Here is a 25,048-nt window from a genome sequence, read left to right as displayed (position 1 = left end):
CGCGCGGCGCGGGCTACTTCTCCGACAGCGCCATCGCGTCGCCCGTCTGGCCCGAGCGCAGCCGCGCCACATGCAGACTGACCAGGGAGTCCCGCGGCCGCGCGCTGGCCAGCGCTTCGAAGGCGGCCAGCGCCTGGTCGCTGTGGTCGCGCATCAGCTCGAAGGCCTGCAGGTACTCGGGGTCGCTCGCCTGCCCAGACAGCGGTTCATACGTCATCAGGTGGCCGGCGCGGCCGGCCAGGCGCAGGCGGCCGATGGGACGTGCCGGCGCGCCCGCACATGCGGCCAGCGTGGCCTCGGAGACGCAGATCAGCGTGCCCAGGTATTTGTTCGCGCCTTCCAGCCGTGAGGCGATGTTGACCGGGTCGCCGAGGGCGCGGTAGTCGAAGATGGCTTTGCCGCCGAAATTGCCGACTGTGACCTCACCGCTGTGCACGCCGATGCGCGTTTCGCAGAAGGGGATGCCTCGGCCTGCCAGCTCGTCGACAAAGCGGCGCGAGAAGGCGTGCATCTGCAGCGCGCAGCGCAGGGCGCGCTGCTCGTGGTCCTTCTGCTCCACCGGCGCGGAAAACATGATGGCCACCGCGTCGCCGACGATGCGGTCCAGCGTGCCGTCATGCTCGAAGGCGATGGCGATCATGCGGTCCAGGTAGTCGTTGACCAGGCCCACCGCGACCGCCGGGTCCATCTGCTCCATCAAGGTGCTGAACCCCGCCAGGTCGGTGAAGACGAAGCTGCAGCGCTGCCGCCTGCCGTCCAGCGCCAGGGCCTCGGGATGCGTGACCAGGTAGTCGACGAGATTGGGCGACACGTAGCGCGAGAAGGTCTGCTTCATCCAGCGCTGCCGGCGCTCGCTGTGCAGGTATCGCATCACGGTGGTCGGAATGAAGACCCCGGCCATGGCCAGCACGGGCGTGATCGGATCGATCAGCACGCCGGCGCGCAGGAAGGCGCCCCAGGCCGCCATGCCGATGGCGCTGGACAGGGCGACAAAGCCGGCCGACGAGACGGCGGCGCTGCGCCGCATGGCCAGCAGGCCCACCAGCGCGCAACCCAGCAGGGTGGCCAGCCACTCGACGGCCGGCGTCCAGCCCGGGCGGCCCAGGTGGTGGCCTGTCAGCACCTGCTCCAGCGCCTGGGCATGCACCTCCACGCCGGGGATGATGCCGCCCAGGGGGCTGAAGCGCAGGTCCATCAGTCCCTGGGCCGACGTGCCGACCAGCACCACCTTGCCCTTGAGTTCGCCTGCCGGCAAACCGTGGGCCAACACTTGCCAGGCGGGGATGTAGCGCTTCGGGTGAGGGCGGCTGTAGTGCACCCAGAGCGCGGCGCTGGCATCGGTGCCGATGAGTCGCTCGCCGATGCGCACGTCGATGACGCCGCCGTTGTCCCCGGCGCTGCGCACGGTGTAGTGACTGGCTTGCTCCGCCAGCCTCAGCGCCTCGGCGGCCAGGGAGGGCACCAGCCGCCCGTCGAGGCTCAGCACCAGCGGCACCTGGCGGATGATGCCGTCGACGTCGGGGATGAAGGTCATGGCCCCCTGTCCTGCGGCAGCCTGCTGGAATTCAGGCAGGTTGGCGATGCTGGAGGCGAATGACGGCAGGAAGGGCACGGGGTCACCACCCAGCGGGAAGTAGCCGGCCTTCAGCGCCAAGCCGTCGTCGTGCGGGTTGCCGGCGGGCTGGCCGGCGCGTGGCGGCGTGAGGCCGAAGCCGAGCGCAACCCGCCCCTGGGCGAGGGTGCGAGCGAGCACCGCGTCGTTCCCCGGTGCCGTGCCGCCATCGCGCTCGGCGAACAGCACGTCCACGGCGACCGATGCCGGCTCGCCGGCGCCGATGTCGGTCAGCAACTTGGCCACCAGGTCACGCGGCCAGGGCCATTGGCCGAACCGGCGCAGGCTTTCGTCGTCGATGTCGACAATGCGCACCGGCGCGTCGTCGTGGGGCCGTGGATGCCAGCGCTGGAACTGGTCGAAGCTGGCCAGGCGCAGGCCGCGCAGCGCCGGTGGGTCCAGCCACGCCGTGGTCAAGGCCACCACGAGCGCGGCCAGCGGTACGGCCCAGGCCCAATCCCAGGCTCGGCCGGCCCGGCCCGGTTCAGTCCTCGGTGCCGGCATGCAGTTCGGCGGACAAGGCCGCGCGCATGGCCTGCACGCCGGGCAGGAAGAAGTCGCCGATATAGCCCTGCTGCAGCACGGCATCCACGAAGGCGAGCTTGTCCTGCCGGCCCAGCGGCCGGCGCCATTCGTGGGCCAGGCGCTGCTGGACGCGCAGCGCATGCCCTGCATCCAGCCCGATCGAGGGCAGCACATCGGCCTCGCACAAGAGGCTCGCGAGCCGGGCCAGCCTGGGGTCGCCCTGCAGCGCGGCCAACTCGGGCGCGCCGGCGGGCGGGGTGTGCGGCATGCCATCTTTGCCAGCATGGGCGCGGCAGGCCGCCGCCATGAAGGCGGTGCCGCCCTGAGTGTCGGTCGCCAGCACCAGCACCATCAAACGGTCGATCTGTGCGGAGTCCAGGCCGGCGGCCTGCAGCAGCCCCCGCATGCTTTCCACGCTGGCACGCTCCTGGACGAAGCCGGCTTGCGGGCGCCCTTCGTGCACTGCGTCGTGCAGCAGCGCTGCCAGCAGCACCAATTGCGTCTCTGGCGTGCTCAAGGCCTCCAGCAGGCACAGGCCGTAGGCGGTCAGCGCCACCTCGCAAAAATGCTGGCGGTTGTGGTAGCCCAGGCGGTCGAAGTTGACCGGCTGCGCGTCGATGGCGCTGGCGACGGCGGCGCCGGCACGCGCCAGTGCGGCGTCGCGCGGGCCTTGCAGGTCCGCGCTGACCTGGCGCGCGACCCACTGCAGCTTGTCCGGCAGGCTGGCGACATGCTCGAACAGCACCACCAACTCGCCGGCCAAGCGCTGCACCGAGCCGGCGGCCGCCGCGGCGCGCAGGGCCCGCACCGAGGGGGCGGCCGCCGCGCTAGGCATGCTGCACGCTGGCGTAGAAGGGCGTCGGATCGGTGACGTCGATCTGCTCGGGAGCGAGGTGCTTGTGCGCGTACGCCAGGTAGACGCCGGCGCTCAGGAACAGGTTGAAGATGTCGACGTCGATGTGGGTGCCGGCCATGCGCTGCATGACGGCCAGCGCCTGCGACAGCAGCTTGGGCTTCTTGTAGGGTCGGTCCGCGGCAGTCAGTGCCTCGAAGATGTCGGCCACCGCCATGATGCGGCTCGGCACCGACAGCGCCTCGGCGCCGAGCTGGCGCGGGTAGCCGCGGCCGTCCATGCGCTCGTGGTGGGTGCCGGCGTACTCCGGCACGCGCTTGAGATGCTTGGGGAAGGGCATGCGCTCCAGCATCATCACCGTGTGCACCATGTGCTCGTTGACCTTGTAGCGCTCTTCCGCCGTCAGCGTGCCGTTGCGCACCGAAAGGTTGTAGAGCTCGCCGCGGTTGTACAGATGCTCGGGCGTGTCCATGCGGAAGCCAAAGGCCGGGTCGAGCCGCTCGCCGTCGGCGCGGGCGACGATGTGGTGCGGGCGATCGGACAGCAACGGTTCGCTGCAGGGCAGGGCCTGGACGGGCTCGGCCGCGCGGCCGGCCAGTTCGGCCGCCGACAGGCCCAGACGGTCATCGAAATGCCGCACCCAGCGCTGCGCGCCAATGCGCGCCAGCGCCTCGATCGCGTCGTCCTGCATCGGCTCCTCGGTCACGTTGCAATTGGCGACGAAGGCGAAGTCCTGCTGCAGCCGCGCCAGCGCGTGCGCATGGGCCACCTCCTGAGCGTCGCTCCAGCGGCCGGCCAGCTGCGCGCGCAGCCGCTCGATCTCGAGGTCGCGGTGCAGGACCTCGAAGCGCATGCGCACTTCATGGATGCGGTTGTGCAGGGTCTCGAGCCGGGTCGCCTTGTCGATCACGTACTCGGGCGTCGTCACCTTGCCGCAGTCGTGCAGCCAGGCGCCGATGCGGAACTCCTCCCACTCCCGCTCGGAGTGGAAGGCGAAATGCTTCAAGGGCCCGTCGTCAGCGTCGCAGGCGGCCTGTGCCAGGCGCATCGCCAGGTCGGGGACACGCTCGCAATGTCGGCCGGTGTGCGGGCTTTTGGCGTCTATCGTCGTCGCGAGCACGCGGATCAGGCCTTCGGTGAGCTGCTTCTGCGAGTCCACCAGCTCCATGTTGTCGAGGGCCACCGCGGCCTGTGCGGCCAGCGCCTCCACCAGCGCACCGGCCTCAGGATCGAACGGCACGATGGCACCGGTGAACGGGTCGATCGCGTTCATGAACTGCAGCACGCCGATCGGCGAGGCACCCCGCGGGGTGATGGGAACCGTCAGCATCGACACGGTGCGGTAGCCGCTGGCGACGTCGAAGGCGCGCGTGCCGCTCAGGTCGAACCGGGTCTCGGCGTAGACGTCGTCGATGCGAACGGCGCAGTTGTGCAGCGCCGTGTAGACCGACACATAGGTCTCGTTGGGGGCGCCCGTGACCGGGTCGTACAACGGAATCTGCGTGGCTGGCAACGGGTCGCTACGGGTGCGCAACTCGAAGCGCAGCGTCTGCTGCTCGGTGACCATGTACATCGTCGCGCCATCGCAGTTCAGCAGGTGGCGCCCCTCGCCAAGCAGCTGCTTGAGCAGCGCCGCGCGGTCGCGGCTCATGGACATCGCGATGCAGGTCTCGATCAGCCCGTTCAGGCGCAGCGAACGCGAGGACAGCTCCGCACCGAAACGGCTGTGTTCCATGGCGCTGTTGCGGCGAAGGCGGCGCAGCTCGCCCAGCGTGGCCAGGCGCCTGCCTACCAGCGCGCGTTCTGCCGGGCAGGTGAGCCAGTCGCTGACGCCCGCGTCGAAGGCTAGCTGCTGCTCTGCAGCGCCGTGGGCGCCGAGCATGACGATGGGCAACACGGTGGCGGGATAGCGGGCGCGGATGGTGGCCGCCAGCGCGAGCGCTTCGTCGAAGGCGGATTGCGCATCCAGCACGACAACGTCCCAGTCGCCGCGGTCCACCTGCGCCAGTGCATCCTGCCGGCTGCAGTCGCGCACGACGAAACGATCCTCGCGCAGGCCGTCGACCAGCTCTTGAGTCGCATGCGGCCCGGCGCCGTGAACGAGCAGGATCCCGCCCGCGGCCGTCGCGTGCGCCGTGACGGGCGGTGCTGCGCCCGGCGCCAAGCGATCAACGAGAGGCAGTCCCATGGCTCAGCGCTTGAAGACGATGACGCCCGACACGTTGCCCAGGCGGCTGTTGAAGCCGTAGACCACGCCGGCCTGCGTGCCCTGCGACCCCGCGATCTGGCCGATGACCGAGATGTTGTTGCCCAGGCTGCCCGTGCAGCCGCCCTGACAGGCCGCCCCGGTGCTCGTGATCACTGACACACCGGCAAAGCCCGACAGCGAGGTCTGCGTGGCGACACCGGTCAGCGAGAAGGTCTGGCCTGCCACTGGCACCGTCAGCGAGTAATTGGCACTGCCGCCGCCCTGCAGCTTCAATGAAGCGGTGATGCTGCCGCTCGCACTGTCGACGGTGCCGGTGGCGACCAGGTTGCCGTTGGATTGAACAGTGGGCGAGGTGGAGGCGAACGAGGTGAACAGTCCCGACGTCGCGCCCACGGGGGTCGAGGTGGCGGTGAAATAGTGCAGCGTGGCAAGCTTGCCCTTGCTGTCGTCGCCGTCCTCGCTGCCGTCGCGCGCCTTGCTGCGGCCATCGATCCAGCGCCCCCAGGCGATGAAGTCACTGGCGCCCACGTCCGTGGAACTGCCTTTCTCGACGATTTTCCTGCCGGTCGAGCCGTCCCTGAGCTCCACCAAGCCGCCACGTTCGTCGAACTTGGCGGTCGCCGCGGTCAGGTCGGATGAGGTGTCGCCCTTGTCGGTGCTCCATACCAGGCCGGCCGTGACATTGGGTCCGGGCGCGGGAGCCGGTGCAGGTACGGGTGCGGGTGCGGGTGCGGGTGCGGGTGCGGGAGCCGGTGCAGGTGCAGGTGCAGGTGCAGGTGCAGGAGCCGGTGCAGGAGCCGGTGCAGGTGCAGGAGCCGGTGCAGGAGCCGGTGCAGGTGCAGGAGCCGGTGCAGGTGCAGGTGCAGGTGCAGGTGCAGGTGCAGGTGCAGGTGCAGGTGCAGGTGCAGGTGCAGGTGCAGGTGCAGGTGCAGGAGCCGGTNGTGCAGGTGCAGGTGCAGGTGCAGGTGCAGGTGCAGGTGCAGGTGCAGGTGCAGGTGCAGGTGCAGGTGCAGGTGCAGGAGCCGGTGCAGGTGCAGGTGCAGGTGCAGGTGCAGGTGCAGGCGCAGGTGCGGGAGCTGGTGCTGGTGCTGGTGCTGGTGCTGGTGCTGGTGCTGGTGCTGGTGCTGGTGAGGGAGCAGGTACTGGCGCTGGCGCGGGAGCGGGAGCTGTTGCTGTTGCTGGTGCTGGTGCAGGAGCAGGAGCAGGAGCAGGAGCAGGAGCAGGAGCAGGAGCAGGAGCAGGAGCAGGAGCGTTCTGCGCCTCCGAGGCCAGGCTCTGGGCCAGCTTCTCGCCCGACGTGGGTCGGGCAGACGCCGGTGCGGGGGTGGCTACCGGTGCGGCCTCTGCGGCGGCGGCCGTGCCGGCTTCGGCCGCGTTGGCCGGCTGCAAATACATCAGGGCCCGGGCGCTGACGCCGGGTTTCACCGAGCGGTTCGGCGCGTAGGCCGACGAGCCTTTGGGCACGTCGACGCAGCCGCCGTCATTGCAGACTGCCACCAGGCCGCCGATGACGCCCACGCGCAGGCCGTTGTCGACCTCGGCCGTGTACTCGGTGCCGCGGATGCCGATGGTGCCAGAGGGGGTATCGAGCTTGTAGTTGTCGGTACGGGGCTTGCCGATGCTGCCGCTGACGGTGCGCAGGGCGCCGCCCAGCAGGCTCATGAAGCCGCGCTCGTCGTTCCCGGCGGGCCCGGCCAGGTGGTAGTCGTCCAGCCGCAAGGTCGTGCGCTCGCCCAGTGACATCATGGCGCCATCGACCATGCGGAGCTGCACACGGCCCTTGCCGGTCTGCACCGTTTCGCCGGACTCAACGGCCTCGCCGGTCTTGAGCTCACGGACCACGCCCTTGGCCGAGACGACACGGACGTCGCCGCTCGTGAACAAGGCGGTGGCCGATGGTGCGGCCCAGGCCAGGCCGCTGAGGACGCACAGCGCGGCCAGCGCCAGCGCGTCGCGAAGGCCCTTGGTCGGCGCAAGGGCGTGTCCGCGACGCCCACCGGAGCGGTGCTGAGGTCCTTGCCTACGGCTCATTGAAAGCTCCTTTGAGCGCTGATCTGGAAAACATTGCGCGCGTAGTCATAGAGCACGACATTCGACGCCGCCCGGGTCCGTCGCGCCTGTGCGACGAGCTGCCAGCGCGGATCGGCCTGCCAGCGCAGCCCGGCGGAGACGTCGTTCTGGTGGTCCCGGCGGGCCCGGTCGAAGAAGGGCTCCGTGCCGCCGTAGTGGCGGAGCTCGTATTGCCACTCGGCGAATGCGCCAACGGCGGCCGCGAAGCGCTGCTCCATGCCCAGCCGCAAGCCGACGCCGCGGTGGCCGAAGTGGGCGAACGCGGGCTCGCGGCTGCGTTCGCGCACCGCATAGGCACTGCCGTAGCCCAGCGGCCCTGCGCCGCCCGACTGGCCTGCGAGCCCGAGCCCCAGCAGCAGGCGGTCGGTGTTGCGCTCGGCCTGGCCCTTGTACGACTGGCGCGACCATTGCCCGAAGGCGCTGGCCTGCAACGTCGCGTCGAGCTGCGACTGCAGTTGCGCGGTCGCGCCACTGGCCGTGCGGTACAGGCCGCCGCCGACCCAGGCCGTGTTGTTCTGCAGGGCGACAAGCTGCCTGTGCATGCCCGCGGTGTGGCGCAGGCCCGCGGTGGCATCGACCAAGACGGTGTTCATGTCGTGGACGACGCGGTTCACCGCAGCACGAAGGTTGGCCGTGCCCACCAGCTGCCAGGACGGCGACAACCGCGCCTCGGCTGTGGCACCGCCCGCTGCGAAAGCGCTGAGGTCGTGCCGCTGGCGGTTCTCTGGCGTGTTCTGGAACAGGACGCCGCCGAAGGCGGGGATGGCGAACTCCCCCTGCTGGGTGGCACTGTTGACGTTGCTGTCGTAGGCGCCGCCCAGTTCAAGGTAGCCGGACAGCTGCGGCCCGGCTGGGGGCGCCACCTGGTCGATCACGCCGATCGCGCCTTCGATGGCCGCCGATGCAGCCGCCGGCACATTGCCGCGGCCCGCCAGGCGCAGTTGCTCGCGTGCGGCTTCGACGTCACCGGCGGCGAGGTAGGCGCGCCCGAGTTCCGCGCGTGCCAGCGCGTCCTGCGGCTGCCGCTGCACGACGCGCTCGAGCGCGAAGATGGCGCGCGTAACGTGCCCCGCGTCGAGCGCGGCAACACCCAGCAGGTAGTCGAAGGCCGCATCCCCCGCGCGCTGCGCCTCGACATCGGCCAGCAGCGCGTAGGCACCGGCGGCGTCGCGCCGGTTCAGCCTTGCGCGGGCGTCATCCAGCAAGGCGTCCTGGGCACGGGCTTGCGCAACGAAACAAACCAGGGCGACCGTGAAGGCGCTGAGTCGGCCGGCCAGCAAGGCTCGGGCGGCCTTCGTGCTGGAAGGCGGATTGGGCAAAGTAACCTCTCATTGATGGACGTCCGATGCATGGCTGCATGGCGGTCACGGCATCTTCGGGCACCGCTTCCCTGTCTGAAGCCTTGCGGCCACGTCGGCCCGTGACATCCGTCGCGGATGCCTTTTCACAAACGTAACGGCCTGGCGTTGCGCCATCGATGAGAGACAGGAGCCGGCCCAACGGCCGGCGAGGCGCTGGAGGGCGCGCCCCGACAAGGAGGTGAACTACTTCACGGCGCCCTTCAGGCCGGCCGCAGAGCCGCCGACAGAGCTGATCAGGTCGGCGCCATTGATCAGCGTGTCCATGTTGGCGTACTGCTTCACGGTCTCAAGGAGGGTGCGCGGGGCCAGGACCGGGATCTTTTCAAGGTCGCCGACGACGCCGCGGGCCTTGTCGATGAAGGCCTCGAACTCCTTGTCGCGCTGCTGGGCCTGTTCGATGGCGGTCAGCGCCTTGGTTTGCTCGTCGTGCAGCTTCTTCAGCACGGCTGCCTGCTTGGCGATGCCCTTGAAGTCGCCGGCCGCCTTGACCAGGTCCATCTTGTCCTGGGCTTCCCGGGCCTTCACGGCGAGCTTGTCCAGCACCGCGCGGGTGGCCTGGATCATGCCGCGGCGCTCGGTGCACATGCGGGAAGCATCGTCCAGATGCTTGGGCAGGCCGGCCGTCTTGTTGGCGATGCTGCCCAGATGGGTCTGGATGACCTTCAGATCGGCCTCCAGATTGGCCAGGGCGCGCTTTTCCAGGTCGTACTTGCCCTTGATGTCCCGGCCAACCTTGACCAGCGCGGTCAGCCCGCCGAGGCTGGCGAAGGCGACACCCAGCGCGGCGATGGCAGGCGCCGCGGCGCCGAAGGTGACGATGGTCAGTGCAATGGCGGCGGCGGCGGCGCCGAGGATCAGCACGCCCTTGATGACGGCGCCGGCCACGTGGCGGAACTTCTTCCAGCGGATGTCGCTCTTGATCTTCTTCTTGGCCTCGACCTCGGCATCTTTCTCGATCTTCTCGGCCCAGACCAGGATCTGTTGCTCGATGGTGTTCTTGACCGCGTCCTTGAGGTAGTCGTTGTATTCCTTGATCTTGGTGTCGAGCGACTTCTTGCTGCCCGACGCTGCCTTGATCTGCTCCACGAGCTTGAGCGGGTCGGTCTCCGTGGTCATGTCGTTGTACGCCTTCTTCATCGCGTCGATTTCCTTTTGCATGGAACTCAACGGCAGCGCAAAGCCCTCGATCTGCTTCTTGAACTTCTTGCGCATCTCGGCTTCGAAGTTCTTGGCGATGTAGTCGAACTTGACTCGCTCATGGGCCTCGTCGCTGCCACTCTCGAATTCGTAGGTGGCCTCCAGCTTGGGTGGCTTGAGATCGTCCGTACCCGGGATGTCCTCGGTGATGGTGATCGTCTTCTTGACCATGGCGGTGTCTCAGTCGGAATGAAATGGCGGCGGCGCTGCGCCTGGCAGGCGCCGCCATGTGTGACCGTGCAGGTCCGTAAGTTCCCGGCCGTGCCGGGGGGCGACTAGCGCGCGCGGCGCTGCACTTCAATGTTGGCGGCGATGACGATGCGCGGCCGGTCGCCCTGGTAGGGCTCCACCGAGTGCCTCAGCCAGCCGGGGAAGATGGCCAGCAAGCCGGTGCGCGGTGTGACGCTGAAGGTCGTCGGGATCAGCTCCGCGCCCGGCATGGAGCGGTGCGAGCCGATCGGATTGATCCAGCTGATGCGGCCCGACGCGGCGTCGTCGCAGTCGCCCGCGTCGACGTAGTACACGGCCGACCAGTGCGCATCCACGTGATCGTGGACCTGCACATAGTGCCCGCGTTCGAGCACCGTCGCCCAAGCCTGCAGCATGAAGCGGGCTTCGTAGTCCACGCCGCTGCCGACGCGGGCATGGACGCCGCGCACCTGTTCGATGAGCGTGCCGAAGAAGGCGTCCAGGGGCTGCACGCGCCGTGCCGGCAGATCCGCCCTGGAATGCCAGCCGCCGACGACGCTGCGTTGCACGCCTTCGCCAAGCTCGCGCTCCAGCAGGATCCATTCCGCCAGCTCGGCGTTGGCGGCCTCGTCCAGCACGCCTTCCACCAACGCCAGCGGCACGGCGAACAGCTGCAGCAGCTGGGCTGCGGACCCCTCATCCGGTGCAGGCGTCATCGTCGATGTCCCGCCGGGCGCGGCTTCAATCCTTGTAGACCAGCATGCCCTTTTCCTGCATCCAGGAGTAGGCGGCGGGGTAGGCTGACTTGCCCTTCTTGCGAACGTCGGCATTGCCGTTGTTCACGGTGGCATAGAACTCCGCAAACCATTCGCCGGGGGCGCGGTACTGGTACATCGAGACCATCTTCTTGCGCGTGGGGGCGGCGAAGCTCACCCAGCCGTCGTCGCCCAGGCCGGAATCCAGATAGACGCGGCCGTTGTGCGCCACGGGATCGGGGCCGAGGCTGAAGAAGGCGTTGGGCTGGATGCCCTGGCGGACGACCTTGAAGAAGGCCTGGCCCAGGTCGAGCGCATCCTTCAACACCGTCATCTTCTGCCCGCGGGCCGCAACCTTCTTCATGGCCTCGGACTTGGGGCCGAAGAATTCGAAGGTGGCGGTCGCGAAGTCCTGCTTCAGGCCGACGTCATTGCCTTGCAGCTTGGTCGCCTGCACGGTGTTCAGCCAGCGCAGCAGCTCGGGCTTGGCGTCGTCGGCCATGTCGAGCCTGGACTTGAGTTCCGCAGCCAGGGACGTGACGAGGTCGTCCAGCTCCGTAACGACGGCGGCCAGCGTCTTGTGGCCACGCCACTGGCCGCCGTCCATGGAGTCGGTCAGCGCCTTGCCGTTCTTGGTCGCGTGGACGGCGTGGCCGAGTTCATGGCGCACCATCACATCGAAGCACTTGGTCCCCTCCAGCGGGTCGCCAGGCACCGCGTTGAGGTAGTCCTGATCGAAATTGGCATCGTCCTCGCCGAAGTCGAACTGGGCGAGCTGTGTCTCCGGGATGTAGGTACCGGACGTTCCCTTGCCCGGTACCGCGTTGAGCTTCCACTTCTCGGGCAGATGCTCGGCAGGGAAGGTCGCCAGGATGTCCACGGCCTTGTCGAGGACGTGCGGTGGCACGGGCGCCGGCGCTTCGCCGTTGTCGTCGGTCTTGACGCTGTCCAGCGAGCAGGCGAAGGCCTTCTCGAACACCTTCTGGCGCAGCGCCGTGTCCGTCTTCGGCGCTGACCGCAGCGCGTTCAGCAGCTCCTTCTTCACGCCCTCGGTCGGCTTGCCCTTGACGGTCTCGAGGTAGTCCATCACCTCGCCGCGGAACTTGGGTTCGGCCAGCTTGCCCGCCAGTTCGCCCTTTTCCATGGCTTCCTGGACATTCTTGAGTGCCGGCGGCAGCACCTCCGGCACGGGAGCGTCCTTGCCCTTGGGCTCGCTGCCTTTGACGGGCGCCTGCGCCTTGGGGCCTTTTGGCGCCTCCTTCTGCAGCCGCTCGATCAGCCGCTCCAGCGGCGCCAGCGCTTGCACCAGCGGCTCGGCGTGCGAGCGGGCCAACTGGCTGTCGGTGCGCACCTTGAAGGTGATGTCCAGGGCGCGCTTGGCGCCGTCGCGAACCTTGACGAGGTCTTCCAGAGCGTCGGTGTGCTGGCAGCCCTGCACTTCCTTCAGGTGCATGTCCAGCAGCGCGACAGCATCCTTCTCCTCGGTCATCCCGTCCTGGGTCGAGCCGATGGCTTCGAGCACTTCGCGGAGATTGGTCTTTCCCATGACTGAGTTCCTGTGATCCGTTGGATGGAGGCGTTCAGGCCGTGATGGCCGTGCGCAGCTGGCTCAGGGCACCCAGCAGCGGCGTGCGGATGTCTTCGGCCAACTCGCACACATCGGCGACGACGTCGTCGTCGGCCAGCCACCGCTGCAGCTCGTTGACCTGCTGCAGCGTGGCCGGCTCGGCCGTCAGGTTCTTGATCACCGCCTGCAGCTCGATGATGGCCTTGGCCGAGCTGGCATGCTTGGCATTGGCCACCTTGGTGGCGACCGACTTGAGCGAGTTCACTGCCGCCGCGCGGCGGGTCTTCCATTCGTCCATGGCCTGGGCGGCACTCTTGCCAGAGCCTGGGCTGCCGCCGCTGCCCTTCTTCAGCAGCACTTCGATCGCGTCGAGCACCTTCTCCGAGTCGGCGAATTTGCCGGCCTTGGACAGCTGGGTGATGCCGGCCACCAGCTCCTTGAGGCGGGCGGCGTCTGCGCCGGCCAGCCCGGCCTTGATGCCCGCCTGCAGGCCAGCGAAGCGCTTCATGAAGCTAGCCTGCGCGCCGCCGGACGCCTTCTCGGGCCCTGCGTCCGCGTCCTGCTCGTCCTCCTGCTCGTCGGCTTCTTCATCGTCGCCACCGGCAAGCAGTGCCTCGATCTCGTCGAGCTCGGCGTCGGCATCGCCATACTTGTCGGCCTTGGCCAGCTTGGCGATCTCGGCCATCAGCTCCTTGATGCGCGCCGCCGAAGGGCCGCGCAGGCCGGCCTTGATGTCGGCGTCCAGCGCGGCCATGCGTTCCATGAATTCCTCGCGGCCGAGGTCGTCCGCGGCATCGGCCGGATCGGCCTTGAGCAGGTGTTCGGGGATGTCCTCGCCTTCGGTCTCCTCGACCTCGCCGGTCGACTTGCGCACCCGCATCTTCAGGTTGAGCTTGAGCAGCTTCTTGAGCCAGAGCTGCACCTTCTTGAGGGTGGTGCCGGCCAGGCGGTCGCTGACGAAGGTGAGCGCGTTCTTCTCCCACACCACGACGGCCTTCATGTCCTTCAGGATCTTGAAGGGCGCCTCGCCGGGCATCAGGCCCTTGAGGAGCTTTTCCTGCGCCGGGCCGACCGCATAGGCCAGGGCCAGGCTGGCGCTGGTCTTGCCCAGCACGATCATGAACCGCATCGGCCGTGCGTTGGGCTGGGGCTTGCGCAGCAGGGCGATGGCCGTCAGCAGCTTGCTCTTCAGCAGCTTGGTCTGCTTGGCGACGACGGCGCTGCTCGGGCCGCTGGCGGACTTCTGCGCGGCCAGCTCCTGCGTCTTGGCGTCCAGCGCCTTGCGGGCCGCCGCGACGGCCGTGTCCACGTCGGCACGGTACTCCTTGGCCGCCTTGACGATGGCCGCTGCCGCCGCGAGCGGCTCCTTGGGGAAGGCCTTGTCCTTCTTCGCTTCGCTCTCGAAGCTGGTCGCCGCGGTCTCCACCGTCTGCGCCTGGCTCAGCAGCGCCTTGATCTTGCCCTTGACAGCCGCATCGAGCTCGGCGGCGCGGGCCTTGGCGTCATCGGCGGTCTTGAGCTTGTCGGTGCCGTAGGCATCCCAGTCGAGCGCGAGATGCTGCTTGGTGAGTTCCTTGAGCGCGTCCGGCAACTTGGTGGCCGGGGCTTTCGTGGCCTTGGCCAGCGCGGATTTCTGCTTGTCCCAGTAAGCGACGCCAAGCGTCTGCGGCAGATTGACCTGAGCCATCATTCCCCCTAGTAGGCGGTTGATTGAAAAGAGTGGCCGAGGCTCCCGGCGTCGGCGTCATGCCGCGCCGGGGAGCTTCGATGAGCGCGCTGCGGCGCGAGGTTGATCACGTGTCCTTGCGATCAACTCAGTGACTTCAACAGCGCTTCCAGTTCCGCATCCACATCGGATTCGCCGTCCGCAGCCGCAGATTCCGCCGCCGGGCTGTCGTCGTTCAAGCTCGCGAGCAGCGCATCGAGGTCGTCGCTGTCCGACGCGGCTGGTTCGGGTGCGGGCGCGGCGTCGTCCGAATTCAAGCCGGCGAGCAGGGCGTCCAGGTCGCTGCTGTCGGGCGAGCTGTCTGATGAGGTGGCGGTATTGGCCTCGGCGTCGGCTTCTACAGCCGTGTCGTCCGATACCTCAGGCTCGGCATTGGCGGCGCCCTTGCGCGCTGGCCGCTGGTCGGGCTCGGCCAGCTTGCTGCGCACCGCCAGCTCCACCCCCATCCGCGCGCCCGGCTTGGCGGCGCCGGCGGCCGGCGGTGTGAAGACACCCGCCACGGTGTCCGGGCCGGTGAGCTGCACCAGCGGTTCGCCCTTGTGCGCCATCAGCGCCTTGATGCCGTAGCGGCCCAGTTCGGTCGCCACCATCGAGGAAATGAAGCGCTCGGTGCAGGGCAGGGCCGTGCTGTCGCCGTCGGCATCGACGAAGTGGTGGAAGGGCAGATCGTTGACGTTGGGCGCGCCGTTCTGGCCGGCCAGCACCGTCAGTGCCAGCAGCGCCGGGTGACCCCACAGCAGCCCGCCCAGGCCGTCGGCCATCGTGAATTCCTCGAAGGCGAAGGATGAGATCGGATCGCTGCGCTTGCCGTAGGGGTGGCGCATCAGGAAGCGCGGGCCGAGCAGGGCCAGGCGCTTGGACTCCGGCAGGCCGCGCAGGGCTGCGAAGGCGTCCACCACCAGCGGGTGCGGCGGCACGCGCGGGTTGCTGAGCTCGTCCACGGCCATCGCGGTGAAGAAGGTCGCACCGGCCGCTGCGGCGACCTTGGCCATGCGGCCCAGCAACTCGGTGTGCGGCGGCGTGGCCTCGAACTGGTAGAGGCCGGCGACGTAGGTGTAGCCGCCGTCCTTGGCCTCGGCGGGCTTGCTCACCAGCAGCCGGTACAGGCCGCTGTCGCTGAGGTCGTCGCTGGCGCTGAGGTCGGCGGCGAACTCCTCGGCGCTGATGTCGATGAGGTGCACCTGCAGCATCGGCCCGGTCTCGAGCCGGCGCAGCAGGAAGTCGACGCCGCGCCACAGCGACTCGGTGGCCTGGAAGTCGGCCTGATGCAGCACGGCGCGCATGCCGTCGGCAATCGCTGCGTCCAAGGTGTTCAAGAGGCCGGCCTTCTCGGGCTTGGCCGCCGGCACGACGAAGGGGCCGATGACGTTGCGCAGCAGCGTGTCGATGCCGCCGCCGCTGTCGGGCGCGCTCGTGCGGCCGGTCAGGCGCGCGAAATCGTCCAGCCGCGAGCCGGCCGACGGGCTGGCGCCGCGGGCCCGCGCGCCGCGGCCCGCGCGCGATGCCTTTTGGCTGCTGCCAGCGAACTTGGCAACCTCGGCCGCTGCCTTGTCGAAGCTGGCGGTGTTGTTGAGGCGCTTGCGCAGGTCGTTGAGCTTCTTGAACAGGTCCAGCTCGCGGAACAGCGTGTCGGGATGGAAGGAGTCCATGTCGGCGAGCGGGATCTCGACCGGCGCGCCGTCGGTACCGATCGGGAGGCTCAGTGTGATGTTCTGCTGGCCCAGCCAGTCCTCGAGCGAGTCGAATTCGACGGCGCGCGGCTTGCGGCGGGCCAGCTCGTCGCCGGTGTCCAGGCGGCCGGCAGCGGCGCCCGCGCCGAAGTCGCCCAGCAACGCGATGCGGATGGGCCGCTTGGCGGCCCAGGCAGGAGCGGGGGCCGAGAGTTGGCCGTAGTTGGGGGTCCAGTCGCTCATGGCGTCCTCAGTTCGGTCTAAACAAGGCAGCGAAGGCCGCGCCTTGGGGCAGCGCGGGTTGCACGCTCGGGCCGCCACCGGCATGCAGCCACAGGCTGCAGCCTTGCAATCCATCCCAGGCGGCCTGGCTCAGCAGGTTGGCCAGCGCGGGCGGCAGTGATCGGTCGGGTGCGGCGGCGGCGGGCGGCGGCGCGTCGGTCAGGGCGGCGTCCAGCGTCTCGGCGCTCCAGTCCTCGTGCAGCGCGTTGACGGCGATCTCCTCGATCTGGCCGGCCCACTGCCACAGCGCGGCCACCTGGGCGCCATCGTTCGGGCGCGGCAGTGGTGGGCTGATGACGACGAGGGGGAAGTAGCGGCCCACCCGGTCCACCGAAGGGATCATCACGCCGACGCGCAGGCCTTCACCGGGGCCATCAGGCAAGGCGCCGGGCAGCAGCGCGAAGCGCCAGGCGGGGCTCGCGAGGTAGTCGTTCAGCCAGGTGTCGGGCGCGTCGACGCGCAGCTGGTGCAGGCCGGCGGCCAGCCAGCCATCCCATTGAGTGATCCATTCCGGCGTGAGGCGCCGCGAGGCGAAATCACCGAGTGCCGGCAACTTGCCATACCAACCGGCAACGCCGCTCACAGCGCCCCCGGGCAGCGGAACTGCTGCAGCTCGCGCAGCCGGAAGGGGTTGAACACGCTGCTGGCCGTGACCTCCAGCCGGGCGCGGTGGCCATCGAGGTTGATGACGACGACGAAGCGCTCCGGCTGCTGCGGCGAGCCCTGCACCTCGAAGCGGTCGAAGAGGCGGAACAGCGCCCAGGGGCCGTCGAAGGTGACGGGCGTGCCGCCCGGCTGGCCGCTCAGCTTGATCTGCGAACTCAGGCGCGCGCCGGGCCATTGCAGGCTGACGGCCTGGTTGCTGCCGGCGGTGAATTTGCTGACCTGGCCGTCGATGTCCAGGGTCAGCTCCTTCAGGCCGTCATTGAGCTCCAGCACGCGCACGTCGACACGGAAGGCTGGCGACTTGCCGCCGCCGCGGAAGAAGACCTCGCGGATGCGGGTGGCGCGCTGGAAGTCGGCCAGGGCCGCCGGCGACACCGGCTTCGCTCCATCACCCGTGGGCCGGAAGCTCCAGGGGTTGGTGCCGACATCGACCAGGGGGCTGAGCTTGCGCGTGAAGAAGTCATCCATCATGCCGCCGGGGGCGAAGAACTGGCCGAAGTCTTCCGGCAGCACGTCGACCTTGGAACCCTGCGCGACGGGGTAGCGGCCGGCGATGGCGCGCGAGCAGAACTCGCTGACCGGTTGCAGTTCGCCGGTCAGGCTCTGGCGCTCCACCAGGCGGCTCTGGTTGTCGGCGGCCTCGGCCAGTGTCTCCAGCGCGCCGCGCAGCGGCTCGGGCTGCTGGCCGGCAGCGGCCTTGAGCTTGCCGCCACCACCACCGGCAGGCGGCGGTGACTTGCTCTTCAAGGCTTCCTGCACGGCGCTGAGTTGCACATAGACCTCGTTGAACATCTTCATCACGTCGTCCAGAGGCGGTGGCGTGCCGGTCACCAGGCGGCGCAGCGCGGCGAAGTGGTCGTCGACGATCTTCTCCAGCGGGCCGTCGCGCGAGATGGACGTCGGTGCCTTGGCCTGGTTGCCGGCCAGGCGGGCCAGCTCGCCGCCCTTGGCAAAGACGGCGTCATCGGCGCGCTTGTTCAGCTCCTTGTTGATGCTGTTGTCGTTGCTGACCGGGTCGATCAGCGTCGTCTCCCTGGACGCGGCGCGCAGGAAGGCCGCCAGCGGCGAGTCCACGGCCGACACCAGGCGCGACACGGCGATGCCGCGGTCCAGGCCGTTGAGCTTCACGAGGCGCACGTCGGCGAGATACGCGTCCCAGACCTTGACGTACTCCTCCAGGTAGAGGCGGCGCACGCGCTCCACCAGCGTCTTGTCAGCCGCCTGGCGCTTGGCGGTGGCGGCGTTGGTGCCCAGCACCCAGGCCTCCTCGTCGGCGAGCTGCTTGGCGGTCTTGTCTACCGAGGTCTGGAAGGCCTTCTTGTAGCCGTCCTTGGTGAACATGCCCGGGATGCCCTGGGTCAGCGGCAGGCCGCTGGCACGCACGAAGACGTTAGGGCTCTGCGGGCCGGCCGCGGCGGCGACCGTGAAGGGCGGTAGGTCGCCGTCGATCTGGGCGCGGCGCAGCCGGCTGAAGATGCGGTACTCGAGCGGGTAGGCGCCCAGCATCTCGCGCACGCTGGCCACCAGCGTCTTGTCCATCGGCTGGGCCACTTCAAACGCACCGCGCGACAGCAGGGCGTCGAGGTGGTTCTTCAGCAGCGCCACCTTCTCGGCGCCGAGGCTGCCTTCGAGATTCGCGTCCCAGTCCAGGCCCACCCAGGCCTGCAGGCCTGGTGCGTCCAGATGCTCGGGCGTGTAGAGCATCAGATAGGCCTTCAGCGACTCGTAGGCGAATTCGAGGTTGTCGCGGTTGGCGGTGCGCAGGCGCTCCTCCAGGCGGGCGGCGACGCGCGGCGCCAGGCCGCGCTGCAGCAGGCGGTGGTAGGAGACCTGGGCGCCAGCGTCGAGCTTGTCGCCCTGGAACAGGCCGAAGCCCAGGGACAGCGGCGGGTTGTCCAGTGCGAAGCCGGGCGGCTGGGCCGCGTCGCGGATGGCGGCCAAGGCCTCGGGCAGGGCCGAGGGGTCGCTGCCGCTGGTGGGCGGCAGCGCCTTGATGGTGTCCTGCAGGGCCGGCAGCTTGGCCTCGATGTCGCTGATGTAGCGCTGGTTGCCGAAGTAGCTGAAGCCCCAGCCGACCAGCAACGTCAGCGTGACGAGGCCCAGGGTCGCCAGGCCGGCCAGTCGCAAGCGCGCGCTGCGGCGCTCGACCTGGGCGTTCTGGCCCACCAGGCCCTGCTCGACGAACACGACCTTGCGCAGCAGGTGGTTCAGGAAATAGCTGCGGCCCTTGGCCGCGGCGGGTGGCGTGAGTCGCCGCTCGACGCCGAAGGTGCGAGCCAGCGCGCCGAGCACGCGGTCGATGGGCGTGCCTTCCTGGGTACCGCTGGTGAAGTAGACGCCGCGCAGGCGCGGCGGCTCGTCCAGCGGGCCGCCGCCGCCGAAGACGGTTTCCAGGTAGCCGCCGAGCAGCCCCTTGAGCCCGCCGAACTGCTGCGGGAAGGCGAACAGCGTGGCGCGCTTGAGGGTGTCGCTCTCGGCCTCCATGCGCTCGATGAGGCGCTCGCGCAGGCGCTTCTCCAGCGACGCGAACTCGCTGCCAAAGTTGGCCAGCGTCTCCTCGCCGGGTGCCATCGAGACGGGGAAGCTGAAGCCGAAGACCTGGTCGCGCTCCTCCTTGCCCATGGGGCCGAAAGTCTCGTTGAAGCCGGCCAGCAGGTCGCACTTGGTGACCATCACATAGACCGGCGCGCGCACGCCCAGGCGCTGCTGCAGCTCCTGCATGCGGCCGCGCATGCGGGAGGCCTGCTCCTTGCGCTGCTCGGGCGGCAGGGCCAGCAGGTCCTGCACGCTGATGGTCAGCAGCACGCCGTTGATGGGGCGGCGCGGGCGGGCCTTGCGCAGCAGGTCGAGGAAGGTGTTCCAGGCCGACGCGTCGGTCTCCTTGTCGGAGTCCTGCGTCGCGTAGCGGCCGGCGGTGTCGATGAGGACGGCCTCGTCGCTGAACCACCATTCGCAGTTGCGCGTGCCGCCGACGCCGCGCACGCTGGCCTGGCCGAGCTTCTCCGTCAGCGGGAAGTTCAGGCCGGCATTCAGCAGCGCCGTCGTCTTGCCCGAGCCCGGCGCGCCAACGAAGACATACCAGGGCAGGTCATAGAGCGAGTTGCCGCCGAACAGGCCCTTCTTGGTGCCCGGTGCCTTCTTCAGCAACGTCAGGGCCTGCGTGAAGCGCTCCTGCAGCACCGCCTCTTCCTTGGCAGAGGCCGAGGGGCCGCCGCCCATGCCCTTGACGAGGGCGGCATTGATGCGGCGGCGGCGCATCTGCGTCCAGACCAGGCGCAGGCCGCCCAGCAGCCAGACGACGGCCAGCGCGATCCAGCGCGCGAAGCTGGTGTCCAGCGGACGGTGCTCGCCAAAGGCGATCAGCGGGCCGACCCACCAGACCAGGGCCGAGATGACGAGCAGGCCGAAGATCCCGAGGGTGATCGGGTGGAACAGGATGGACAGGAATTTCTTCATGATCAGCGGCCGTCCTGCACCATCAGCGTGACTTCGACTCGGCGGTTCTTGGCACGACCGGCGGGGGTGGCGTTGTCGGCCACGGCTTCCGCGTCGGCCTTGCCTTCGGCGCGCAATCGGCCGATCTCGACTCGCTCGGCCAGCAGGTTGCGGAAGGCCTCGGCGCGGGCCTGCGACAGATGCCAGTTGGACGGGAAGCGCAGCGAGCGGATGGGTTGGTTGTCGGTGTGGCCGGTGATCTGCACCTGGCCCTTCATGCGCTGCAGCGCTTCGCCGATGCGTAGCACCAGCGGCCGCAACTCGGACGACACCTCGGCGCTGCCGGGGTTGAACAGGCCGTCACCCTTGATGATGACGATGGAGCGGTCGGCGAGGTCATTGACCTGCACCAGGCCGGCCTTGACGTCCAGGTCCAGCAGGCCGGCCAGGCGCGGCGCGGCCGGTGGCGGCGTCGGTGCGGCGACGGCAGCGGTCTTCACGTCGAAGCCGCGCAGTGTGGCGAACACCGAGTCCGAGGCGCCGTTGATGCTGAAGCGCAGGCCGATGTAGACGAGCAGCAGCACCAGGGCCGTGGCGGCCCAGATGACCCAGAGAGGCAGCTTCTGGCGCAGGCCGCCCTCGCCGGGCTCGGCACCCTGCCAGCGCGGCGACAGGGCGGGGTCGGGGTTGAGGCCTTGGCGCAGCATCTGGGCCAGACGGGCGCGCACGCCGTCGAGCTGGGCGCGGCCGTTGTCGACGACGCGGTAGCGGCCTTCGAAGCCGAAGGCCAGGCAGACGTAGAGCAGCTCCAGCAGGTTGCGGTTGGCCGGCACGTTCTCGGCCAGCTTGGCCATCAGCGCGAAGACCTTCTCGCCACCCCAGGACTCGTTGTGGAACTGCACCAAGAGGCTTTGCGACGCCCAGGCCCCCGAGCCGCCCCAGGGCGTGCTGGCGGCGGATTCATCGAGCAGCGTGCACAGGATGTAGCGGCCGGCGATGACCTGTTCATTGGGCAGGCCTTCCGCGCGCGCCTTGGCCTCGAAGGCGCGGATGCCTTCGGCCAGCGCTTCCTTCAGCCCAGCGGGGTTGGGATGCTGGGCGCTGTGGCGCACGCGCGGCGCGGCCGACAGCAGCGGCATGGCAGCGGCCACCAGCGGGTTGAGGCTGGCAGTGGTCAGTGCCTCCAGCGCCATCGGGGCTTCCTTGCCCATCGGTCCTGCAGGCATGCCCGCGGGGGCGGCCGGCCGGACCGGCGGCTGGGGCGCCGTCATCGCCGCCCGGCCCGCGCTGGGCTTGATGACGGTGCGGTCCTGCCCGAAGGCGGCAAAGGGGTCGTCGTTGTTGGGATCGCTCATGGGGCGGACCGATCAGCAGTCGATGCAGCGGGTGCGAAGAAAAATGCAACCACAGAGGCACAGAGGCACGGAGAAAGCCAATCCTGCGAATTCCTCCGTGTCTCTGTGCCTCTGTGGTTGCCTTTGGAGTTCATGGTTGTTGCCGTTCAGGCTCTGATGGCCCAGAACTCCAGCTCAAGGCCGGGGAACTCGCCAGCGATGTGCATGGCCAGGCCGCCCGAACTTTCGAGCTGCTTCCACAGCTCGTTGCCGCGCGTCTCCAGCTCGAAGTAGTTGTGGCCCGCGTGGTACGGGATCTGGCGCGGCGCCACCGGCAGCGGGCGCAGCGTGACGCCGGGCAGCTGCAGGTTGACGAGGTCACGGATGCGCTCGACCGGGCCAATCTTGACCTGGGTGGGGAAGCGGGCCCGCAGCGCGTCGCCGGGCAACTGCGCCGACACGGCCAGCACAAAGGTGGCGCTGCGCTGCAGCTGCACGTCGGGGATGAGAGCGACGCGCACGCCGTAGGCGCGGTCCTGCAGCTCGATGGGAATGGCGGTCTGCTCCATCACCATGGACAGCGACTGGCGCAGGTCGTCGATGACCGGCCGGAAGGTGGCGGCGAGGTCGTCGTGCACATACTCGGCGTAGGCGGCCGGGCGGCGGCTGTCACGGAAGGTGGCGAGGTCGCCGGCCAGCGTCAGGCAGTCGCTGTACAGCCGCTCGGGGTGCAGCAGCGACACCGAGCGCAGGTGGTTGAACAGGGCCTGGTTGCGGTTGACGGCCTCCAGCAGCAGGAAGTCCGAGATCTCGCCGACACCGCCGCGGCCGGGAGCGGCCAGGCGGGCCGCAAGTGCTTCACCGCGTTGGTTCAGCAGGCCGCAGAGCTCGCGCACATAACCGTCCAGCACGGGGTGGGCCGGTGCGTGCAGCAGCGGCGGCACGAAGCTCGGGTCCAGCACGACGCGGTTGTCGGCGCGGCGCTCGACGACGCGGGCCACGCCCAGCGTGGCATAGCCCTCGCCGGCGTCGCGCTGCAGCATCAGGCGCAGGTTGAGACGACCGATCTGCAGGGCCGCGTCGCGGTCGAGCTGGGAATTGCTGTCGCCGACATTGACCTCGGCGGCCATGAAGCGTGGCCCCATGGCGCCAGCGGCCTGTTCGGCATCGGTCTCGACGACACCGGGGCGCTGCAGCGTGACCGCCAGCACGACGATCTCATTGCGGACATCGGCAGGGATGTCCAGGGCCGCGGGTGCGGCGTCGCCGCCGGGCGCGGAGAAGGCCGTGCCGTCGGGCAGCAGGCCCTGGGCCGAAGCCAGCCCGACCTTGCCCAAGGTGAGCGAGGCTTCGTCCAGGCTCAGGGCCGCGAAGCCCCAGGCATAGGCCACGGCCTGCTGCAGGCGTTGGCGCCACTGGTGCTCCCAGTGGCGGTCGTGCTGCTGGAAGTGCTGCGGCTGGAGGAACATGCCCTCCGTCCAGATCACTCGGTCACGCCAGGTCATGGATGGGATCGCCTCAATGGAGCAGAAAAACAGACGGTAAGCAGCCACGGCGGCCTGCGATCAGGCACTGAGTGACTGGCGGCGGCGCTTGGTTCCCCGCTCCGTCGGGAACTAATCGGCAGCGGCAGACACTCAGTCAGCGGTTCATCCCGCCGACTCGACACGAGCGTCCGACATGAAGAAGTTTCGCCCCCTCCTGATCCTTTCCTTGTGCGGTCTCACCCTGAGTGCGGCAGCCCAGACGCCGGAGATTCCGCCTCCAGCGGCGTCCGCTGCCGACGCGGTCGACCTGGGCAAGACCGTGCCCACGGCCGAGTCCATCGCCGAAGGCCTGTTCCCTGACGACAAGTGCAAGGAACTGGAGGCTTCGGGCTTCAAGTGCATGGGCTTCAAACCGGCCATCAAGTACTCGCTGCCGGCCACCTCCTTCAAGGTCGGCTCGGCCGAACTGCCGGCCGTGCTGAAAAAACAGCTCGACGTCTTCGCCGACGTGCTCAAGACCAAGAAGAACAGCGATCGCAAGGTGCGCGTCATCGGCCACGCCGACGCTTCCGGCACGCCGCAGGCCAACCAGGCCCTGTCCATCAAGCGCGCCGAGTCGGTGCGCGACTACCTGGTAGCCAAGGGCACCGATCCGGCCCTGCTGGTCATCGAAGGCGTGGGCTCCAAGGACTTGAAGAACCCGGCCAAGCCCAATGCCGACGAAAACCGTCGCGTGGAGATCGGGCGGAAGTAGAGGCCCCTCGTCCGGTTGAGCCGCGCTGGACGCGAGCTCACCCAGCCGGTCCCCCTGGGGGACGGCGATGCTTGCGGCATTGAGCCGCAAGCACATCGCCACACGGGCCGGCTCGGGAGCGGCCCAGCGCTCGGCCCAAAAAGAGAAAGCCGCCCGCGGGCGGCTTTTGCCATCGCGGCGACAGGGCTACGGAACCATCTCGGTCATCTGACCGGGTGACACGATGCTGACGACGCCGGCATAGGCGCACATCAGCTTGGACGTGTTGTTCAGCACCGGCATGTTGGCCAGCATGACGGTGGGAGCACCCGGCACCCAGGGCGCGGGAAAGACCGGTACGCAGGGCATGGGCGTCAGTGTGAACACGCCCTGCGCCGCCGCCGTGGCGGCCGCAGTGGCGGCGGCGACCGTCGGGTTGGCCATGCTCTTGCACGGGCCGAAGGGCTGGATGTTCACCATGGGCTTGTTGTCCATGATGTTGGCCGCGAACTGGTTGCTGGTCTTCATCTTGTTCAGCGGCAGCACTTCCAGCGCGCTTGGCTTGGAGCCGAAGGTGCACATCAACTGCGCACCCTTGCAGACGTGTTGAGGCATGACGGTCTCCTAGTCGTCCCTGAGCCATAAAGCCAGGGCGGTGTAGTTGTCGTGGTTGGGCTTGTCGGTCGCCGCCAGGCGCACACGCTGGCCGAGATCGTTCAGCCAGGCTTGCGGCTCGACCGCAAAAGACAGGGCGATGGCGATCTCGTCGTCGGTCAGCCATTCCCACAGGCCGTCGGTGCACAGCATCAGGGCCTCGCGACCCTCCAACGGCCAGGGCTGGGGCGCGACGCTGATGTGCAGGTCCTCCCCCTGGGTGCCCAGGGCCGAGTAGAGCTCGCTGCGCTTGGGATGCACCCGAGCACCGGCCTCGTCAAGCAGGCCGCCGTCGATGAGGGACTGCACCAGGCTGTGGTCGCGCGTGCGCTGGGCGAGAACGCCATCGCGGAAGGCATAGAAGCGCGAGTCGCCGCAGTGCCCCCACAGCGCGGTGCGCTCCTGCAGGTCGATGGACAGCACGACCACCGTGGAATGCATATTGCGCAGCTGCGGGTTGGCGGCGCGCTGGGCGAGCAGCTCGCGGTTGGTGTCCGCCAGCAGGGCTTCCAGCGCCTGCGGGTGGTGGGCGGGCAGGCTGGCATAGCCCTGCAGCACATGGCTGACGGCGAGCTTGGACGCGATGTCGCCGCCGCCATGGCCGCCAGCGCCGTCGGCCAGCACGCAGCACAGGTAGCGCTCGGAATGCCAGTGGCCGCAGGCGTCCTCGTTGTAGTCGCGGCCGCCCTGTTCCGACATCAATGCGAGCTCGATTTGCACGGG

Annotated in this window: 18 protein-coding genes and 1 pseudogene; 2 read left to right on the top strand and 17 right to left on the bottom strand. The window is 69.0% G+C overall.

Going from position 1 to position 25,048, the window contains the following annotated elements:
- Window positions 1–13: 13 nt before the first annotated feature.
- Genes ASC95_RS07850 through ASC95_RS31760 form a run of 4 tightly spaced genes read right to left on the bottom strand, consistent with a single transcriptional unit; the run spans window position 14 to window position 5,787 of the window.
- The gene (locus ASC95_RS07850; protein WP_057297221.1) at window positions 14–2,116 is read right to left on the bottom strand and encodes a CHASE2 domain-containing protein; all 2,103 of its coding nucleotides are present in this window, start codon (window positions 2,114–2,116) and stop codon (window positions 14–16) included.
- Window positions 2,097–2,972 (bottom strand): HD domain-containing protein, encoded by an 876-nt coding sequence (locus ASC95_RS31115; RefSeq protein WP_162250737.1) that lies wholly within the window; start codon window positions 2,970–2,972, stop codon window positions 2,097–2,099. The genes ASC95_RS07850 and ASC95_RS31115 overlap by 20 nt, the downstream gene beginning before the upstream one ends.
- On the bottom strand, window positions 2,965–5,178 hold the full coding sequence (locus ASC95_RS31765) for an HD domain-containing phosphohydrolase (protein ID WP_082567604.1): 2,214 nt from the start codon (window positions 5,176–5,178) through the stop codon (window positions 2,965–2,967). The genes ASC95_RS31115 and ASC95_RS31765 overlap by 8 nt, the downstream gene beginning before the upstream one ends.
- A gap of 3 nt (window positions 5,179–5,181) precedes the next feature.
- Entirely contained in the window at window positions 5,182–5,787 is a 606-nt protein-coding gene (locus ASC95_RS31760) for a hypothetical protein (RefSeq protein WP_235537801.1), read from the bottom strand.
- A 353-nt stretch (window positions 5,788–6,140) separates the two neighbouring features.
- Here ASC95_RS31760 and ASC95_RS31755 point away from each other — a divergent pair.
- Window positions 6,141–6,611 (top strand): hypothetical protein (locus ASC95_RS31755; RefSeq protein ID WP_235537800.1); only part of this gene is annotated, 471 nt, incomplete at its 5' end.
- A gap of 94 nt (window positions 6,612–6,705) precedes the next feature.
- Here ASC95_RS31755 and ASC95_RS32465 read toward each other — a convergent pair.
- The 11 genes and pseudogenes from ASC95_RS32465 to tssK form a co-directional block, all read right to left on the bottom strand.
- Window positions 6,706–7,230, bottom strand: a pseudogene (locus ASC95_RS32465) (FecR domain-containing protein); the annotation flags it as partial.
- Entirely contained in the window at window positions 7,227–8,588 is a 1,362-nt protein-coding gene (locus tag ASC95_RS07825; RefSeq protein ID WP_057297216.1) for a surface lipoprotein assembly modifier, read from the bottom strand. The gene ASC95_RS07825 and the pseudogene ASC95_RS32465, both read right to left, overlap by 4 nt.
- A 225-nt stretch (window positions 8,589–8,813) precedes the next feature.
- Entirely contained in the window at window positions 8,814–9,998 is a 1,185-nt protein-coding gene (locus ASC95_RS07820; RefSeq protein ID WP_057297215.1) for a hypothetical protein, read from the bottom strand.
- A gap of 104 nt (window positions 9,999–10,102) precedes the next feature.
- Window positions 10,103–10,732 (bottom strand): putative 2OG-Fe(II) oxygenase, encoded by a 630-nt coding sequence (locus tag ASC95_RS07815; RefSeq protein ID WP_057297214.1) that lies wholly within the window; start codon window positions 10,730–10,732, stop codon window positions 10,103–10,105.
- Window positions 10,733–10,757: 25 nt separating this feature from the next.
- Entirely contained in the window at window positions 10,758–12,317 is a 1,560-nt protein-coding gene (locus ASC95_RS07810; RefSeq protein ID WP_057297213.1) for a hypothetical protein, read from the bottom strand.
- Between the two features lie 34 nt (window positions 12,318–12,351).
- Window positions 12,352–14,025: a hypothetical protein gene (locus tag ASC95_RS07805; RefSeq protein ID WP_235537799.1), complete on the bottom strand. Its 1,674-nt coding sequence runs from the start codon at window positions 14,023–14,025 to the stop codon at window positions 12,352–12,354.
- 122 nt (window positions 14,026–14,147) lie between these two features.
- The gene (locus ASC95_RS07800; RefSeq protein ID WP_057297211.1) at window positions 14,148–15,977 is read right to left on the bottom strand and encodes a type VI secretion system contractile sheath domain-containing protein; all 1,830 of its coding nucleotides are present in this window, start codon (window positions 15,975–15,977) and stop codon (window positions 14,148–14,150) included.
- Window positions 15,978–15,984: 7 nt separating this feature from the next.
- The gene (gene tagF / locus ASC95_RS07795) at window positions 15,985–16,599 is read right to left on the bottom strand and encodes a type VI secretion system-associated protein TagF (RefSeq protein ID WP_057297210.1); all 615 of its coding nucleotides are present in this window, start codon (window positions 16,597–16,599) and stop codon (window positions 15,985–15,987) included.
- A complete protein-coding gene (gene tssM / locus ASC95_RS07790; protein WP_057297209.1) occupies window positions 16,596–20,138 on the bottom strand; it encodes a type VI secretion system membrane subunit TssM in 3,543 nt (1,180 codons plus the stop codon). Before tssM ends, tagF begins: the two co-directional genes overlap by 4 nt.
- A gap of 2 nt (window positions 20,139–20,140) precedes the next feature.
- A complete protein-coding gene (locus tag ASC95_RS07785; RefSeq protein WP_057297208.1) occupies window positions 20,141–21,472 on the bottom strand; it encodes a DotU family type VI secretion system protein in 1,332 nt (443 codons plus the stop codon).
- 146 nt (window positions 21,473–21,618) lie between these two features.
- Window positions 21,619–22,956: a type VI secretion system baseplate subunit TssK gene (gene tssK, locus ASC95_RS07780; RefSeq protein WP_057297207.1), complete on the bottom strand. Its 1,338-nt coding sequence runs from the start codon at window positions 22,954–22,956 to the stop codon at window positions 21,619–21,621.
- 175 nt (window positions 22,957–23,131) lie between these two features.
- Here tssK and ASC95_RS32335 point away from each other — a divergent pair, with 175 nt between their 5' ends.
- Window positions 23,132–23,692 carry an OmpA family protein gene (locus tag ASC95_RS32335; protein ID WP_057297206.1) on the top strand — a complete coding sequence of 187 codons (561 nt, stop codon included), beginning with the start codon at window positions 23,132–23,134 and terminating at the stop codon, window positions 23,690–23,692.
- Window positions 23,693–23,878: 186 nt separating this feature from the next.
- Here the strand turns inward: ASC95_RS32335 and ASC95_RS07770 are convergent, their stop codons facing one another.
- Window positions 23,879–24,286 (bottom strand): DUF4280 domain-containing protein, encoded by a 408-nt coding sequence (locus ASC95_RS07770; RefSeq protein WP_057297205.1) that lies wholly within the window; start codon window positions 24,284–24,286, stop codon window positions 23,879–23,881.
- Window positions 24,287–24,295: 9 nt separating this feature from the next.
- Window positions 24,296–25,045, bottom strand: coding sequence for a PP2C family serine/threonine-protein phosphatase (locus ASC95_RS07765; protein ID WP_057297204.1), 750 nt, complete (start codon window positions 25,043–25,045; stop codon window positions 24,296–24,298).
- Window positions 25,046–25,048: the final 3 nt, after the last annotated feature.

Source organism: Pelomonas sp. Root1217 (genome assembly GCF_001425705.1).
GTDB lineage: Bacteria > Pseudomonadota > Gammaproteobacteria > Burkholderiales > Burkholderiaceae_C > Pelomonas.
This window is presented reverse-complemented; position numbering and strand designations above follow the sequence as displayed.